Source organism: Psychrobacter muriicola 2pS, assembly GCF_904846535.1.
In the GTDB taxonomy this organism is placed as follows: Bacteria; Pseudomonadota; Gammaproteobacteria; order Pseudomonadales; family Moraxellaceae; genus Psychrobacter; species Psychrobacter aquimaris.
Genome location: NZ_CAJHBC010000001.1, coordinates 328,881 through 346,256 on the forward strand (window position 1 = coordinate 328,881; position 17,376 = coordinate 346,256).

Annotated in this window: 12 protein-coding genes; 4 read left to right on the forward strand and 8 right to left on the reverse strand. The window is 43.7% G+C overall.

The window, feature by feature from the left end; translation table 11 throughout:
- Positions 1 to 49 precede the first annotated feature (49 nt).
- The 5 genes from JMX93_RS01365 to rsmG all read right to left on the reverse strand — a co-directional run bounded on the left by JMX93_RS01365 (position 50) and on the right by rsmG (position 4,380).
- Entirely contained in the window at positions 50 to 481 is a 432-nt protein-coding gene (locus tag JMX93_RS01365; protein ID WP_025651795.1) for an ExbD/TolR family protein, read from the reverse strand.
- Between the two features lie 72 nt (positions 482 to 553).
- Positions 554 to 1,288: a MotA/TolQ/ExbB proton channel family protein gene (locus tag JMX93_RS01370; protein WP_443215272.1), complete on the reverse strand. Its 735-nt coding sequence runs from the start codon at positions 1,286 to 1,288 to the stop codon at positions 554 to 556.
- A gap of 85 nt (positions 1,289 to 1,373) precedes the next feature.
- Positions 1,374 to 2,519: a ParB/RepB/Spo0J family partition protein gene (locus JMX93_RS01375; RefSeq protein ID WP_499203618.1), complete on the reverse strand. Its 1,146-nt coding sequence runs from the start codon at positions 2,517 to 2,519 to the stop codon at positions 1,374 to 1,376.
- A 139-nt stretch (positions 2,520 to 2,658) separates the two neighbouring features.
- Positions 2,659 to 3,438, reverse strand: a complete 780-nt coding sequence (locus tag JMX93_RS01380) for a ParA family protein (RefSeq protein WP_193011337.1) — start codon at positions 3,436 to 3,438, stop codon at positions 2,659 to 2,661.
- 225 nt (positions 3,439 to 3,663) lie between these two features.
- Positions 3,664 to 4,380: a 16S rRNA (guanine(527)-N(7))-methyltransferase RsmG gene (gene rsmG / locus JMX93_RS01385; RefSeq protein WP_499203619.1), complete on the reverse strand. Its 717-nt coding sequence runs from the start codon at positions 4,378 to 4,380 to the stop codon at positions 3,664 to 3,666.
- 327 nt (positions 4,381 to 4,707) lie between these two features.
- Between rsmG and JMX93_RS01390 the strand changes: the two genes are divergently transcribed.
- From JMX93_RS01390 to JMX93_RS01400, 3 genes are all read left to right on the forward strand, one after another.
- Positions 4,708 to 7,539: an AAA family ATPase gene (locus tag JMX93_RS01390; RefSeq protein ID WP_499203620.1), complete on the forward strand. Its 2,832-nt coding sequence runs from the start codon at positions 4,708 to 4,710 to the stop codon at positions 7,537 to 7,539.
- Between the two features lie 230 nt (positions 7,540 to 7,769).
- Positions 7,770 to 8,888, forward strand: coding sequence for a helix-turn-helix transcriptional regulator (locus JMX93_RS01395; RefSeq protein ID WP_499203621.1), 1,119 nt, complete (start codon positions 7,770 to 7,772; stop codon positions 8,886 to 8,888).
- Positions 8,889 to 8,976: 88 nt separating this feature from the next.
- Positions 8,977 to 9,624, forward strand: coding sequence for a TerD family protein (locus tag JMX93_RS01400; RefSeq protein ID WP_198332029.1), 648 nt, complete (start codon positions 8,977 to 8,979; stop codon positions 9,622 to 9,624).
- A gap of 114 nt (positions 9,625 to 9,738) precedes the next feature.
- On the opposite strand, the gene JMX93_RS01405 is transcribed toward JMX93_RS01400, so the two are convergent.
- On the reverse strand, positions 9,739 to 10,722 hold the full coding sequence (locus tag JMX93_RS01405; RefSeq protein WP_499203622.1) for an ion transporter: 984 nt from the start codon (positions 10,720 to 10,722) through the stop codon (positions 9,739 to 9,741).
- A gap of 841 nt (positions 10,723 to 11,563) precedes the next feature.
- Between JMX93_RS01405 and JMX93_RS01410 the strand changes: the two genes are divergently transcribed.
- A complete protein-coding gene (locus tag JMX93_RS01410) occupies positions 11,564 to 12,205 on the forward strand; it encodes an OmpW family outer membrane protein (protein ID WP_496190493.1) in 642 nt (213 codons plus the stop codon).
- A gap of 162 nt (positions 12,206 to 12,367) precedes the next feature.
- Here JMX93_RS01410 and JMX93_RS01415 read toward each other — a convergent pair whose 3' ends face one another.
- Both JMX93_RS01415 and aceE read right to left on the reverse strand, forming a co-directional pair.
- Complete coding sequence (locus tag JMX93_RS01415) at positions 12,368 to 14,098, reverse strand: 2-oxo acid dehydrogenase subunit E2 (RefSeq protein WP_499203623.1); 1,731 nt, start codon at positions 14,096 to 14,098, stop codon at positions 12,368 to 12,370.
- Between the two features lie 25 nt (positions 14,099 to 14,123).
- Positions 14,124 to 16,937 (reverse strand): pyruvate dehydrogenase (acetyl-transferring), homodimeric type, encoded by a 2,814-nt coding sequence (gene aceE / locus JMX93_RS01420; protein WP_193012835.1) that lies wholly within the window; start codon positions 16,935 to 16,937, stop codon positions 14,124 to 14,126.
- Positions 16,938 to 17,376: the final 439 nt, after the last annotated feature.

The window sequence follows — 17,376 nt, forward strand, 5'->3', positions numbered from 1 at the left end:
TAAAATCACAGTGTTATAAAGGCATCAATGGCACTAAAGTAGTTATAGGCTACTGCGGTAACGGCTGACCAAGTGGCACGACCGTACTGATATTAAGATTCAAAAATCCCAGTTTACCCGCAATATCCATCACTCGTACAACCGATTGATGGGTGGCATTGGCATCCGCAGCAATAACAAATAGCATGTCACGATTACTGCCTGCTTCTTGTTGTAGCATGCTGGTCAACTCTGCCTCATTGCTACTGGCAAGCGTAATACCGTTCACCAGATAACTGCCATCTTCTTGTACTGCCACTTCGATACTATTTTTCTCTTCTGTCAGCGCGACACCTTCAGCTTCAGGAAGAATAATATTTAAACGGCTAAAATGATTAAACGACGTTGCTAACAGCAAAAATACGATCAAAAACAATAAACAGTCAATCATCGGGGTCAAGTTAATTTCGAGCGGCTCAACAGTCGGTTTTCTAAAGCGCATATCACTCTCTTTAATTTACTGAATACTCATGTGCTTGATGGATTATTAGGGCCTGCTGAACAGTCACAAATATTAAGAAGTGAGAGCAACACCATTATTTGAGCTTAACCCATCCACTCCATACTCGTGATCTACAACGTCATCCGATGGCGCACGATGTGCAGGCACATTCAAACCAGCAGCAGACGTATTTTCCAGCAAATGATAATCATACAACTCTTGAATCATTAGCCCCGCTTGCGTCTCAAATTGGGCATTAATATCGATAATACGGCGCTGAAAATAACGATAGGCAACCAGTGCTGGAATAGCCACGATCATACCAGCAGCAGTCGTAATCAACGCTTGTGACACACCAGCAGCAAGCATCGTTGGGTCTTGCATCGCGCCATCGGTAATCGCCAAAAATGACGAAATAATGCCTAATACCGTACCTAACAAACCCAGTAGTGGCGCAATCGCCCCTATGGTCCCAAGCATATTGATGTTTTTTTCTAACTGATGCACTTGTACGCTAGCGCGGTTTTGCATATGCATCGTCATCGAATCTAAGCCATATTGACGATACAGCAGCCCTGTCGCTAAAATATCTCCCAAAGGTGTTTTTTCTTTGACATTCATCAGCTGTGTACGACCAATATCCCCATTCTCACGTAAGCGTGTGATTAGCTGTTCGCGCAACCTACTCGGAGCAACTTTATTAAACTGTAAGGTATGACTACGCTCGATGATGATAACCAATGCCAATATTGAGCACACCACGATAGGCGTCATCAACCAACCACCCGCTTTTACCAACTCCCACATACTGACTCTCTTTTATATTTTTATAAGAATAGCGGTTATCAAAATATCTCAAGTTCAAAGCATCATGACAAACTCGTTAGCGATATCAAGCCTGTGCTTCTATATGCTTAATTAAGGCTGCTAACTGATCTTGGCTGTGGAAAAATATCTCAACACTACCCTGACCATCTTTTTTGTGTTTGAGTTTGACTTCAGCCCCTAACATGTCTGTCAGTCTTTGTATCAAACGCTCAGACTCACGAGATTGCGTTTGCTCAGCACGATTGGCTTTAGGCGCAGGCTGCAAGATCGATTTGACCAACTTTTCAGCGTCGCGTACTGTCATACCGCCATCGATGATTTTTTGCGCGATAATTGGCTGCTGCTCAGAAGATAATGCCAATAGTGTGCGCGCATGACCCATATCTAAGGCGCTATTTGCCAAATGATCTTTGACTGTATCATGTAGCTGATTGAGACGCAGCAGGTTTGATACGGTGGTGCGCGCCTTGCCAACGACTTCGGCAATCATCGCATGACTCATACCAAATTCAGTATGAAAACGTTGTAATGCGGCGGCCTGCTCAATCACTGACAAGTCTTCACGCTGGATATTTTCAATCAAGGCCAGTGCGATGGCAAGCTCATCCGATAAAGCACGTTCAATCGCTGGGATGACAGATTTACCTGCCATTTTTGCCGCTCGCCAGCGGCGCTCGCCAGCGATGATTTCATGGGTAACGAATGCTTCACTCTTGTCTTCATTGGCCAACAACGGACGGATAACGATCGGTTGCATGACGCCATGCTGCTCAATCGAAGACGCCAGCTCTGCAAGCGCCGTTTCACTCATATCACGGCGTGGCTGATACTTACCCGCTTGCAAACGCGTGACATCTATTTGCACCAAGCTGATTTGGTCTTCAGGTGCACTGGCATCTGTTCCATTAACACGACTCTTATTAACCGTACCTTTGTTTACCGTACGCGGCGACCGTGTGCTACGACTACTGGCAATGGTGTCAGAGGCAACAGGTTTGGCCATTGGTTTTTCACTGGTCTCGTTACTATCAGATTGAGCAGGCGTGCTAATATTTAATCTATCAGCGTTTAGCGTTTCAGCTGGCAAAGTACTCTCACGCGCCGCCATATCGTCTTGCAAGGCAGAGGCGGTGATTTGCTTTTCTTTTTTGATTGACCCCAATAAGGCATCTAAGCCTCGATTGGCAGCCAACCCTCTTTTCTTCGCCATGATTACCTATCCTCTAACGCTAAAATAAAAGCCAAATAATTATTAATACAACTTACTCATTACTCATAAATATAATATTCAATATCTGTTTGCACGCTTTTGCTTGCAGTCTATCATTGGTGCTAAAAAAATATGCATATTAGTCACTTTGTTTCATGACTTCAGCCGCCAATTTTTGATAAGCGCGCGCACCTTTTGACCATCTCTCATAAGCGATAACTGGCAAACCATGCGCTGGCGCTTCTGCTAAGCGAATATTTCTTGGAATATGGGTCTTATACATAATATTGCCAAAATGCGCTTCCAGCTCGGCAGACACATCACGAGCCAGTGTATTGCGTGCATCAAATAATGTTCTCACCACACCGCGGATATATAGCTTCGGATTCAACTCGGTTAAACGCTCAATCGTCTGCGACAAATCAGCCAAGCCTTCTAGTGCATAGTATTCACACTGCATCGGAATAATGACGCTATCTGTAGCAACTAACGCATTAATCGTCAGCAAATTCAAGCTGGGTGCGCAGTCTATAACCACATAGTCGTAAGCCGGTTCTTTAGCAGCTAGCTGATCATTGACCAATGCTGCCATTGCTGTTTTAAACAGCTCATGGCTATCGGTCTTATTCATCAAGGTAATATCCATGCCAGCCAAATCACGATTGGCACCGATCACATCAAACCCTGCCGGACTAGTAACAATAGCATCAGACAGCGACACCCCGTCCAATAGCACGTCCGCTATCGTCAGTGCTAATTCGTTCTTATCGACACCCGTACCACTGGTCGCATTACCCTGTGGGTCTAAGTCAATCAGCAGTACATGCTTGCGCTTCGCAGCCAAGCTGGCGGTCAAATTTACTGCCGTCGTGGTTTTGCCCACGCCGCCTTTTTGATTCGCAATTGCTATGATTTCCATACACTCACTCAATTTAATTAGGGTCTATTACTGTTATTTTACTTTTGGCTTAAACAATCAATTTTTCGCTAAACTTTGCATAGCATAATACTCATAAGCGTAAACAATACGAGTATCTCTATATAATTAGCGCGATCTGTATCACCATATTTTGAATATCTTGCCATTAAGATATCCACAAAACTATGTGTCACCGACACGTATCACTTAAAAGGTGTTCATAGCTTAGACATTTTTATAGGACAATTCAATTAAATGACGACTATCATGTAAACGAGGCACTTTAAGTTTAATCGTCTTAATATGCCAGTCATTGTCTAGTGCTTGTAGTTCTTCATCACTTGGTGCTTTGCCTTTCATCGCGCATAAGTAACCATTATCTGCTAAGCGCGGCTGAGCCACTTCGACAAAGTCGATCAAACTGGCGAAGGCTCTAGAGGTCACAACGTCATAGCTGGCTTCATGCGCCTCGATACGAGAAGCGATTGGCTGCATATTATTCAAACCCAGCTCGCTGCTGATTTGCTTAATAAAACGAATTTTTTTCTGATTACTATCAAGTGCGGTGCATTGACGCTCTGGCTGACAAATCGCAATAATAACCGCTGGCAACCCTGCTCCCGTGCCAATATCTAACAGTGACCCTGATGGTAAATGCGTTATAATAGCCAAACAATCAATCACATGTTTGATCAATGCCTCTTCTGGATCAGTGATGGCGGTCAGATTATACGCTTTATTCCACAACAAAAGCTGGTCTAAGTACAATAATAATGTGCGCTGCTGCATCTCACTCAAGGATAGACTGAGCTCATTGACCGCTTGTGCCAAGGTATTCGCCAGCGCTGGCAACTGTGCGCCAAGCTTTACAAAGCCAGTTGGATCAATACGGATATTGCCCGTGTTAGCAGAGGATGAAGATGTTTTAGTAAAGTCTGACATACAACAAGTTATCCAGTTTTGACATGTGAACCGTCTATTTTATCATGCAGTCTGCCCATTGAATAGTTGCAGATTGCGCCAATGTGAGACATCTTATACTATCTGAGCCTATATTGAGGCGTTATTGTTATTTGATCACCTTAAATGGATGATGAATGATTGCTTATATATGCGTTTTTAACAGAGCCTGCTAATGATACAAAACTGCTTTTAATGATTTATCTAAAGTATGGCTATATCTTGTAAAATACCTGTATTAATGATTAAGCTCAGTACAAAAAATTCAGCATAACCATTCCACTTTCTACAAACGATTACTGTACACCTATGACTGAACAGCCACACATCTCTACCTCTCAACTATCAAAAGACGCTAATAAAAAAGACGCTAATAATATGGCAACACCCATCATTGAATTAAAAAGCACCAAATCAGCAACAGCGAATGCACCACATCCATGCTTTATTGATATCAAGCAGCGCTGCCTTGTCACCGCTGAGCAACTAAAGCGGTATAGCGACCCTGATGAGTTGCCCACGGATACCCGCACGGCACCAGATCTAGACGTTGGCTTTGGTCAGCAGCGTGCCCTAAAAGCCTTACAAACGGCTTTGGATATCAAAGCCAGTGGCTATCATGTGTTTGCGGCTGGTGAAAATGGCTTGGGCAAACGCACCGTCATCAGCCGCTTGCTAACGCGTATTGCCGCCGATGCACCCACACCTGATGACTGGGTATATGTGCATAATTTTACCGATCCACGCACCCCACTAGCCTTGCGTCTACCTGCGGGACAAGCCTCCTTATTGCAGCAGCAGGTCAATCATTTATGGCAACAAGCCAAAAAACGATTGAGCCAACGCTTTCGTAGTGACCAATATCAAAGCAAAATCGAAGCCATCAAAAACGACACTCATCAAAAAGAGAGTCAGGCTTATGATGTGCTCAATGCGGAAGGTAAACAATATGATTTAGCACTGACGTTTCGCTCCTTTGATAATAAAGCAGTGTTTGTACATCCCAGTCAACTGGCGACAGAAACTAGTGGTGGTGATGACAAAGCATCTGCTAGCCATAAAAATAAATCCGTGAGCGAGAATAGTAGCAAAGCGAGCACTCCTAGCACCGAGCATAACGATCCTATTAATGCAGAGCGGAATGAAAACAATACTGAATACGGCAATAGTGAATACGAAGCTGAGCTAAATAACTTCGTCCAAAAAAATCATATGCAAAAACGCTTAAGTCAGTTGACCATCGCATTAGAGCAGTTAGAGGACGAAGCCAATGATGCCATAGAAGCGCTGCATCGCAATATTGCACGGCGTGCATTACAACCGTTATTTGCCCCCGTTTATGAGCAACTTGCCAGTCATCCGCTGGTCATTGACTATCTCAAAGCGGTATTTGCAGATATGGTTACGCATGTCGAGCGCATCGTCAATGGCGATGATGAAGAGTTTGTAACGGCAGTTTTGGCCACGACCCCAAGTCGCTATGCGGTCAACGTCATTGTCAGTCACACCCCAGAAGATGGCGCACCTGTCATCTTTGAGGACTTACCGACGCACTTGAACTTGTTGGGTCATGTCGAGCAAATCACCCAATTGGGCACGGTCACCACTGATGTCAGTATGATTCGAGCGGGTGCTCTACACCGTGCCAATGGTGGTTATTTACTATTAGAAGCGAGTCACTTACTTGAGCATCCTTATGCTTGGCAAGGTCTCAAGCGTGCACTACAATCACGAAAAATCAAACTCTCTAGCCTTGAGCAGATGCTAACTTTAACAGGCAGCTTATCGCTAGCGCCTGCCCCCATTGATCTTGATATTAAAGTAATTTTACTTGGCGAAGCTGATTTATATTATGAGCTATTAGAGCTTGAGCCTGAATTTGATGCGGTGTTTAAAGTACGTGCTGACTTTCACGATGATGTGGTTCGCAGCAGTGAGCACGAATTGGCGTTAGTCGCAAAAATGGCTGATATCATTGACTATGCCAACCTCTATCCGTTTGATCGTAGCGCGCAAGCTGCCCTACTTGAACATCTAAGCTTACAGGCAGAAGATCAAGATCGCTTAAGTTTGCATAGTGACTTACTGATTAAGCTCTTACATGAATCCAACCGCCATGCACATTTGAACGGACAAAACATCGTCAGCGCCAATCATGTGACCCACGCTATTGATGATATGGATGAGCGCTCAGGATACCTGCGTGACCTCTATTGGGATGAGCTAAAAAATGGTCAGCAGCTTATTCAAACCCAAGGCAGCGCTGTCGGACAAGTCAATGCGCTGACAGTGGTCAGCTATGCCGATAGTGAGTTTGGCATGCCCGCCCGCTTGACTGCCGTTATTCAACCAAATATCGGTACGGGTGAGATTCTCGATATCGAGCGTGATGTGGATCTAGGCGGTAGTTTACACGCCAAAGGCATGCTGATTATGACCAGTTATTTGCGCGCGTTATTCAGTCAACATCATGCGCTAAACTTTAGTGCCTCACTCGCTTTTGAGCAGAGCTATGCCCATATCGATGGCGATAGTGCCACCGTCAGCGAAGGCTGTGCGCTGCTATCTGCGTTAGCAAATGTGCCAATTGATCAATCATTTGCCATTACTGGCTCTATGAATCAATTGGGCGAAGTGCAAGCGGTTGGTGGCATCAATTCTAAAATTGCCGGATTTTTTGATGCGTGCCGCGAGCAAGAACTGACTGGGCAGCAAGGCGTGGTCATTCCGATGGCCAACGTCAAACAGCTCATGCTGCGTGACGACATCATTGCTGCCGTCAAAGCGGGCGAATTTCATATTTATGGTGTCTATACACTGAGCGAAGCCTTGACGCTGATGACTGGTTTACCTATCGATACCATGAACAAAAAAGGTCGCTATCGTAAAGACACGTTATTTGGCAAAGTTTTAAGTCGTCTGATGTTATGGGATGCAAATCAAGATCGCAATGACGATGATATTGATGATAAAAAGTCCAAAAAGAAAGATAAAAAAAAGCAGAAAGCAAAGCGTCAAAAAAAAGAGGAAAAAAGAAAACAAGAAAAACGTAAAGACAAGGTAAAGGATAACGAAGTCGTTATAAATGAGGATTCAAGCATCGATAACGATGCTAGTAAAATGCCCATTGACGACATATAAGCTGATTTATAGCAAAAGTTAACCGTGTTAAAACCAATCAATGCGTCAGTGGGCTAATTCATGAGATACCCTAGAGCGTGTCCTCATTTTAAAAATGGAGATAGAAATGTTCATTGATTGAATTGAAGACATGCCCTAGACGCTACGATGCTTTTCTGCGATGATAAATGGTTAATGCTACGCTAAGATATACAAAAGCCAACTCGTAATTTCATAAAGGTTATCGCTTAATGACTGTACATTCTATTGACGCCGACCATTCTCACGCTCAAACAAACTCGGTTGAGCAAGTTCATACTGTAGCGGCATCGGACAGTCATGTCTCAGGAGACAGCAACGATAATCGCCATGGCGCAGCAACAACGGCGCGCCAATGGCAAGTGCTATCACAACTACAGCGCAATCGCTGGGTGGGCACAACACATATCTACGAGCAGCTTATGATGGCAGGCTTTGACATCAGCTTGCGTACTGTTCAGCGTGACTTAAATGCGTTGGCGAAACGCTTTCCCATAGAAAAAAACAATGCCAACCCGCAAGGCTGGCGCTGGCGTGATGACGCGCCACTCCAAAGCTTACCGCACATGAATCTATCGCAAGCCGTCGCCTTTAATATGGTTGAAGCCAATCTAACTCAGCTATTACCACCCGTTATTTTAGACGAATTATTTCCATGGTTTGACTTGGCAAGGCGGCAGCTAAAAAACAGTAAAGTCACACATTCATGGATCGATAGAGTGCGTATCGAGCCTGCCACTCAGCCGTTAATCGCGCCACATATTGACTTGGTTAGCAAAGACAATATCTACCATGCACTATTTTATCAATTACAAATCAAAGCCAGTTATACCCGCAGCAATAAATCACAAGCCAGTGAATACCTTTTAAATCCTATCGCTATTATCCAGCGCGGGGTGATTATTTATCTGCTGGCAACTCGTACTGATGATCCAAAAGCCACCATTCGTACCTTTGCTCTACATCGATTTGCTAGCGTTGAAATTCTTGAAAGTGCCGCACAAACGCCTGATAATTTCCAACTCGATACTTATTTGGATGCTGGTGGTATGGGCTTTAGCCATCCCTTATTCGGCGAGCTGCCTAATCATGGTAAAAACACCGCCATTGAGCTACAATTCACCAAACAGGCAGGAAATAGCCTGACTGAAAGCAAACTCAGTGACGATCAAACTGTCACGTTGAATGATGACATGCTGACCATCCAAGCCACGGTCAATCTAACTTCACAACTGGTTTGGTGGTTACGTGGTTTTGGCAATGGTTTATTAACTGCCAAACCAGAACTGTTACATCAAGCCGTGTTGGATAAGTCTTTCGATCATAAATAACAACTGCGGGTAATGACGCTCAAATTTATCCGTATTCAGACGGTTACCACTATTTAAAAATTAAGAACGAAAATAAATAAGGAATGTTATGTCGACCACTGCCTCATTGCCATTACTGTCAGACAGTTTAAGAGGACTGGGCTTAGACGCTGGAACCTTATTTTTTGCGCTAAACTATGAATTTACTAAGATTGAACCAAAAGGTCTGTTTAAGCGCTTCAAAAAAAATCAAAGCGCCATTGATATTGATTTGGCTTGCGTACTATATGACGATAATTGCACCATTAGTGACATCATCTGGTTCAAACAATTGCGCGATAAAGCGGAGTCAGTGAAACATCAAGGCGACAGTCTCAATGGCAAAGATCGCGGCGAACAAGCGATGTATTTGGCACCTCTTGACCAAGAGCAAATCAGGCTTTATTTAGATAAAATTCCAGCACATATCACTCACATCGCTATGATAGCCAACTCTTACTACGGTCATCCGTTTTCGAGAGTCAAAAAAGGCGAGATTCATCTAAGCGATGATGAGGGCAATCGTTGTTTTGAAGTCAATCTAAAGCAACTGCCACGTGATTGTACGACGCTTTGGGTCGCACATTTACGCCGAGAAGTGGATGATTGGCATCTCACGCTGCAAAACTTACCCCTTCCTGCCAAAGACTTGGCAACGGCGGCGCAGCAAGTCGCCCATGAATTGGCACGGGCACTGCCTATTCCTCAAGCCATCTAAATGCCATAAAATATCCGTTTATTTCTAATAAAAAGAGTGCGACGTTCTTATAACGTCGCACCCTTTTCTTAAATACCTATTTGTTTGAAACCTAAAATAATCACTATAAAAGGTTTACAGTGGCTCTCCGCAATGTGGGCAAAAATTCTTTTGTCGTGTTTCTACCTCTCTTTCGCGGCGCTCAAGCTCTTGTTCGCGTAATACCTGTAATACGATATTTTGTGCCTGCTCTTTATTCAGTCCAAGCTCACGGCGAATTTTATCGATCATCATCTGATTTTTTACCAAATCAAAATCGCTATCAATCAGCTGCGCTCGAAATTCCTGTTCAAGTCCTTCCAGACGCTGAGCAAGCTCATTGGCCAATCCAGTCGCTAAAATACCTGCAGGTAAGGCGGCCAGACCTACACCCAATATGGTAATAACCGCACCCAATATTTTACCCGCATTGGTAATAGGCGTGACATCGCCATAGCCCACCGTCGTTAACGTCACCACCGCCCACCACATCGCCTTTGGTATCGATTCAAACTCCTCTGGCTGGGCATGATTTTCAACCAAGTAAATACCACTAGATGCCGTCACAATCATAATTATTAGAATAAAAATAACCGCTTGGAATGAGCCTTTTTCTTTGCTGATGACTACCAATAAGATGCGCAGAGAAGCAAAATAGCGTGTCAGTTTGAGAATTCGGAACAAACGTAAAATACGTAAGAAGCGTAAATCAATCGTAACTAAGAAATTCAGAAAAGCCGGCGCAATGGCGACCAAATCAATCAATGCGGAAGGACTCTTCAACCACTCCCAGCGCTGACGCCAAGTAGTTTGCTCTGGCTTTTCCTCGGCCACACTCCACAAACGCAGCAAATACTCAATAGAAAACACCACAATAGAGAAATTTTCAAACCAAGTAAAATACTCTTGATAAGGGTAATACCAACTATCAACCGACTCAGCAATGACTGCTGCTACATTGGTCATGATTAAAAATATTAAAAAATAATCAACGCAACGGCTAAACAAAGTATCGTGCTCATCATTTTGCAGAATATTGTAAACAAAAAGACGCAAGCGCCGTATAGATTGGAATAGCATGCCGTCCCTATGCGGTGAAACACCGGTCTTGTATTAATAGAATAAAGCAGTCATCACAGCATATGACATTAATGCTCGGTCACCCTCAACACTTCATACCCATTACTACTTGGCAATGCACTGCTCTCAAAGCATTGCTAATAATGGGGCTGGCTTATTAAGTATGAATCATGATCGGTGATTATACAAAATTTAAATAATAAATGTAGGCAGACAAAATTAGAATCAGCATAATCGCCATGATAGCGGATCGTAAGAAATTCTCATCAGCGCGTAACTGCTGACTGACATCTTGCGCAGGCAGCAAAAATAAGTTGCACTCAGGGCAGCAAGAGTCCATCCGATTTAATATCGTCATAGAACGTGCGTTTGTGCAGCGTAGAGGAGAATTACTGCAATAGCCAAGCATAATATATTACGCCTCTTTTTGTACCATTGTCGTTCATTCGAAACTTATTAGACCATCATTACCGACTTTAAGTTCTTAATATTTTAACATTCTGAAAATGTCAGCGAGAGTTCAGCATCATTAACTATAGGCTAAGTTTACTCATCGTATCCCAATACAACATTGGCATGACGGAATCTAAGCCCTACTTCACAAACACTAACTATCCTAGATAATTTTTAATTACTCCAACAAATATACCTTTTACGGTAAATTTATGCCATAAAAGCCATTAATATGCGTTTAAAACCTTACAGTAAATATGGTTTTGTACTATAATAGCGTTGTAATGTTACAGATTAATCAATAATCATAACATTGTGTATCGGTAACTAATGTCATCCCTCATTAGATAACCACCGATAATCTTCTATTACGTTAAGGAATCAAATGATGAAACTACAATCCCTAGTTTTAGCCACTGCTGCTGCACTTACTATGACCACAGCATTTGCTGTACCAGCTGGTACTTGGTCTATCGCTGCTGGCGCTCACATGGTTGATCCAAAGAGCAATAACGGTACTCTTGCAGATGGCACTATTGGTGTCGACGTAGACAGTGATATTCAGCCAACCATTAGTGGCGAATATTTCGTTGCCAATAACGTTGGTATTGAATTACTAGCCGCTACCCCATTCCATCATGACATTACCTTAACTGCTGGCGACACTACTATTGATGCTAAAACTCAGCATTTACCACCCACTCTATCTGTACAATATCACTTCGATGGCTACAACATGCCTATGAATGTGAAACCATTTGTTGGTGTTGGTGTTAACTATACGACTTTCTTTAAAGAAAAAATCTACAGCGATGCTTTCGAAAAATTAGAACTTGATGATAGCGTTGGCGTTGCTGGTCACATTGGTCTTGATATACCTTTTGCTCCAACTGAATACTTCCGTATTGATGCTCGCTACATGGACATCAAAACAGATGCCAGCGTAAAAGCTAATGGTGAGACCATTGAACTTGGTGAAGTTGACATCAGCCCTTGGGTATATGGCGTTGCATTTGTTAAACAGTTTTAATCACAAACCGTATTAACCTCGATTATCTAATTATAAAAAGCCAGCGCTAAAGCTGGCTTTTTTTTGGCTAATAGTTACTCATTTCAAATACAGTACTGCTCAAAAAAAAGACCACCCTTAGGTAGTCTTTTTTTGATTTTAGCTTTTAGAGTAGCGTATGAGCTATAGCAAAATACGGCGCGGATCAGCCAGCAGTGTCGCGATATAGCGGGTAAATACAGCGGCATCTGCTCCATTAATCACACGATGATCATAAGACAGTGACAATGGCAACATGAGGCGCGGCTCAAAGCTTTGCTTTTTAGCATCCCAACGTGGCTGCATGCTTGCCTCAGACACGCCTAAAATACCCACTTGAGGCCAATTTACTAATGGCGTAAAGGCTGTGCCACCTAAATTGCCTTGGCTTGATATGGTAAAGCTTGCGCCTTGCAAATCTTTAGTAGTGAGTTTCTTGTCACGCGCTTTTACCGCAAGCTCACCAATTTCAATGGCTATTTGCTTCAGACCTTTATCTTGCACGTTCTTGATAACAGGTACGATGAGACCATCATCCGTTGCCACCGCGATGCCCATATTGACACTTTTCCGCAAGATAACTTGCGTATTGTCGTCGCTTAAATGACTGTTAAAGCGTGGATGCTGTGTTAAGGCATAGGCCGTCGCTTTGACTACAAATGCCAAAATAGTGAAACCAATGCCTTCAGCCTTCATCCCGCCTTTTAGCTCACCGCGCAGTTTTTCCGTCTCGGTAATATCAGATAGGTCAAACTGCGTTACTTGCGGTAGTAAAGTATTATAATTAAGCTGCGGTATTGACACTTTTTGTAGGCGGCTTAAATCTTGTGCTTCGGTCTCACCCCAAATCTCAGTATTGCTCATGTCAGGCAGTTTTGGTAATCCTGAGCTAATGCTACTATTACTTGCAGGTGCGGCTTTCTGTGTGGTCAGACTCTTTTTAACGTGAGCAAACAAGTCTTCTTTTAAGATACGATCATTCAATGCTGAGCCATTCACTTGAGTGATATCAACACCCAATTGACGTGCCAGCTTACGTACGGCTGGACCTGCATACACGTCAACCAACTTTTCATTAACCTGTGCTTCGGTCAACTTGCCATTGCTCTTGCTAGCGGTTGTTTCAGTTTTTGCAGCTTGGTTTGGCTCGCCAGTTGTTTGCTGCTCGGCAGCACTCATGTCTTTATTAGCACGGTCTTTGCTGACACTATCTTTACTAACATTGTCGTCTGATTTGGCTGGCGCTGAACCCTGTGAGTCAGGGGTATCAGCAGCTGTATCATTACTGACAATAACGATAAAATCCTGACCATTAGCAACCATATCACCAGTCTGGACTAAGATTTTTTCAATCTTGCCCGCGACTGGTGCTGGTACTTCCACCGATGCTTTATCAGATTCAATCAATAGAATTGATTGCTCAGCACTGACAATATCGCCAACACTGACCATAATCTCAGAGACTTGTGCCTCATCAACACCTAGATCAGGCAGTGCGTGAGTCGTGGCTTTGCCAGCGGCTTCAGGTGTGCTTGGCTCAGCAGCTGACTCCGTTGCAACAGGTGTAGATTCTTCACTTCCACTTTTTGTGTCATTGGCTTTCTGATTGTCATCAGCGGCGCTGTCGCTATTGTCTTCTGCATTGTCTGCTTCACTTTCAAGCTCAATAAGCACCATACCTTCACTGACTTGGTCGCCGATAGCAACGCTGATTTTGGTGACTTTCCCAGCAGCGGAACTTGGCACTTCAACTGACGCTTTGTCAGACTCTAGCAAAATGATGTTGTCATCTTTTGCAATGACATCACCCACTTCTACCATAATTTCGCTGACTTCGGCGCTATCAACACCCAAATCGGGGGCTTTAATATCCATGATTTATCTCCTAGTCTTATGATTATTATTCTTTGACATCACCGTTATTAAGTAAAGTCGCATCAGCTTGATCTTCAGCCCGACCCTCATTGCTGATTTCATCATCATCTTCAGCGACAAATTCAGGGACAGGATTTGGATTGACATTACCAGGTGCTGGTGCATCGGGAGAATGATCATAATAAGGCTGTTGTTGCCAAGCAGGTGGCTGATCCACATCAATGCCTAAGCTTGAAATGGCATCTTTCACCAAACGCATCTCAACTTCACCCTCATCCGCTAGGCGTTTGAGCGTCGCAACAACGATATGCGCGGCGTCAACGTTAAAGAAACTACGCAAATTTTCACGGGTATCAGAACGACCGTAACCATCTGTTCCTAAAGTCGTATAAGGACGATTATCTGGTAACCAAGCACGGATTTGCTCTGAATAATTGCGCATATAATCCGTCGCTGCGACTACGATACCTTCGTGCGGCGCTAACTGCTCAGTGACCCATGGCACCCGCTCTTCATCCATTGGATGCAAGCGATTATAGTCATCACAGACCATACCGTCACGAGTCAACTCGTTAAAGCTGGTCACACTCCAGACGTTGGACGTGATATTGAACTCATCTTTTAGAATCTGCGCCGCTTTTTGTACTTCACGTAAAATAACGCCTGAGCCTAATAGTTGCACCTGAGTTGAACCATTGTCTTCGAGCAAATACATACCACGCTTGATGCCTTCTTCCGCGCCTTCTGGCATCTCAGGCTGCTCATAGTTTTCATTCATAAGTGTCAAGTAATAGTAGACGCGCTCGCCTTCACCATACATGCGGCGTAGACCGTCGTGCATGACGACTGCTAGCTCGTAACCGAAGCAAGGATCATACGTCACACAGTTAGGCACGACGTTAAATAGAATTTGTGAATGGCCATCCTGATGCTGCAAGCCTTCGCCGTTCAAGGTGGTACGACCAGCCGTTGCACCCAATAAGAAACCCTGTGCTTGACAATCGCCTGCTGCCCAAGCTAAATCGCCCACACGCTGGAAACCAAACATTGAGTAATAGATATACATTGGAATCATCGGTAACGCGTTCACAGAATAACTGGTTGCCAAAGCAATCCACGTACTCATTGCGCCTGCTTCGTTGATACCTTCTTCTAACATGTGACCGTCGATGGCTTCTTTATAACCCATCAAGGCTTCGCTATCTTCTGGCGTATATTTTTGGCCAACCGCAGAGTAGATGCCCAATTGACGGAACATACCTTCTAAACCAAAAGTACGCGCTTCGTCAGGTACAATCGGCACGACGCGATCTTGGATGTCTTTGTTTTTGAGCATCGCTGACAATAAGCGCACAAACACCATAGTCGTCGATTGCTCTTTACCATTACTGCCTTTTAATACCCGATCAAACATCGATAATTCAGGGATATTCAGTGGAATATGACCACTGCGACGATTTGGCAAATGACCACCTAGCGCTTCGCGGCGACCTTTAAGGTACTTCATTTCCGCTGAACCTTCTTCAGGGCGATAAAACGGTAGCGTCTCTAACTGCTCGTCAGTAAATGGTAAATCAAAGCGATCACGGAAATACATCAAGGCTTCTTGATCGAGCTTCTTAATCTGATGTGATTTATTGACCGCTTGTGTTTGAGTCGATAAGCCATAGCCTTTGACCGTTTTGACCAAAATAACGGTTGGCTGACCTTTGGTTTTCATGGCTTCACTAAAGGCGGCATAGACTTTCATTGGATCATGGCCACCACGATTCAAGCGTGAGATATCCTCATCAGATAGCGCATCAGCCATCTCTTCTAACTCAGGATATTTACCAAAGAACTCTTTGCGCGTAAATTCAGGTGTACGGGCTTCGTATAGCTGATACTCACCATCGACCGCTTCTTCCATACGATGTTTGAGCACGCCAGTTTTGTCATTGGCAAGTAAACTGTCCCATTTACCACCCCAAATAACTTTAATCACTCGCCAGCCAGCGCCGCGGAACACAGACTCTAGCTCTTGAATGATTTTACCGTTACCACGGACTGGACCATCGAGGCGCTGTAAATTACAGTTGACGACCCAAATCAGATTATCTAACTTCTCACGACCAGCAAGCGATATCGCTCCTAAACTCTCTGGCTCATCAGTTTCACCATCACCCAAGAATGTCCAAATCTTACGACCTTCTTTCTCTAGCAGACCGCGGTTTTCCATATAGCGATGTACATGGGCATGGTAAATCGACATGATCGGACCAAGTCCCATCGATACGGTTGGAAACTGCCAATAATCAGGCATAAGGTATGGATGAGGATAGCTTGATAAGCCTTTGCCACCGACTTCACGACGGAAATTATCAAGCTGATCTTCGGTCAATCGACCTTCTAAATAAGAGCGCGCATAAATACCAGGTGCTGAGTGACCTTGATAATAAATCATGTCACCGCCGAAGTGATCGCTAGCCGCGCGGAAGAAATGGTTAAAACCAGTTTCATAAAGCGTCGCACTAGAAGCAAATGTTGCTAAATGCCCACCCAAGTCGTCGTCGTTTTTGTTCGCGCGCATGACCATGGCCAAGGCGTTATAGCGAATCAACGCACGAATTTTGCGCTCAATAGTTAGGTCACCAGGGTACATCGGCTCATCTTCAACGGCGATGGTATTGATATAAGCGGTATCGAGACGATTGAACGGCAGGTCTTCTTGAACTGCCATGTTGTATAAAGCTTTTAGCAGAAACTGAGCGCGATCTTTGTCTGCATGTTTGATAACAGATTCAAACGCTTCCAGCCACTCTTGGGTTTCGGTGCTATCAGCATCCTTATAATAATTCATCACTATTGTCCTTTTTTATCAGTCAGTCCTGCCCGGAGACAGGATATTATTAAATCAAAGTATTACTTCAATATTGTCGTGCGGGAATGATTTTCTCAATGACTTCCTTGTTAATTTGAAGAAGTGACATTTATAGTAGGGTGCGGTTATACAGCAGTATTTGACCGACTCATAATCTGGAGCGGCCTCACATAGCCAAAATAAAAACAGCGCTACTATCCATTGCATATGAATTGAGTATTTAGAAGTGGTTAGATAATAAAATACCAACCCAACTTTTATAGTCAATTATCAAACGATAATAACTCTTTATTATAGGCTCTTATGCTGCGGTTGTTTATAGCTGTAAAGAAATGGTGATATGACAAGTATTTTTGAAATAAATAATGATTAGTTTTTTCAGAAATGTTTCAAAGAAATATCAAGGTCAATCACTAAC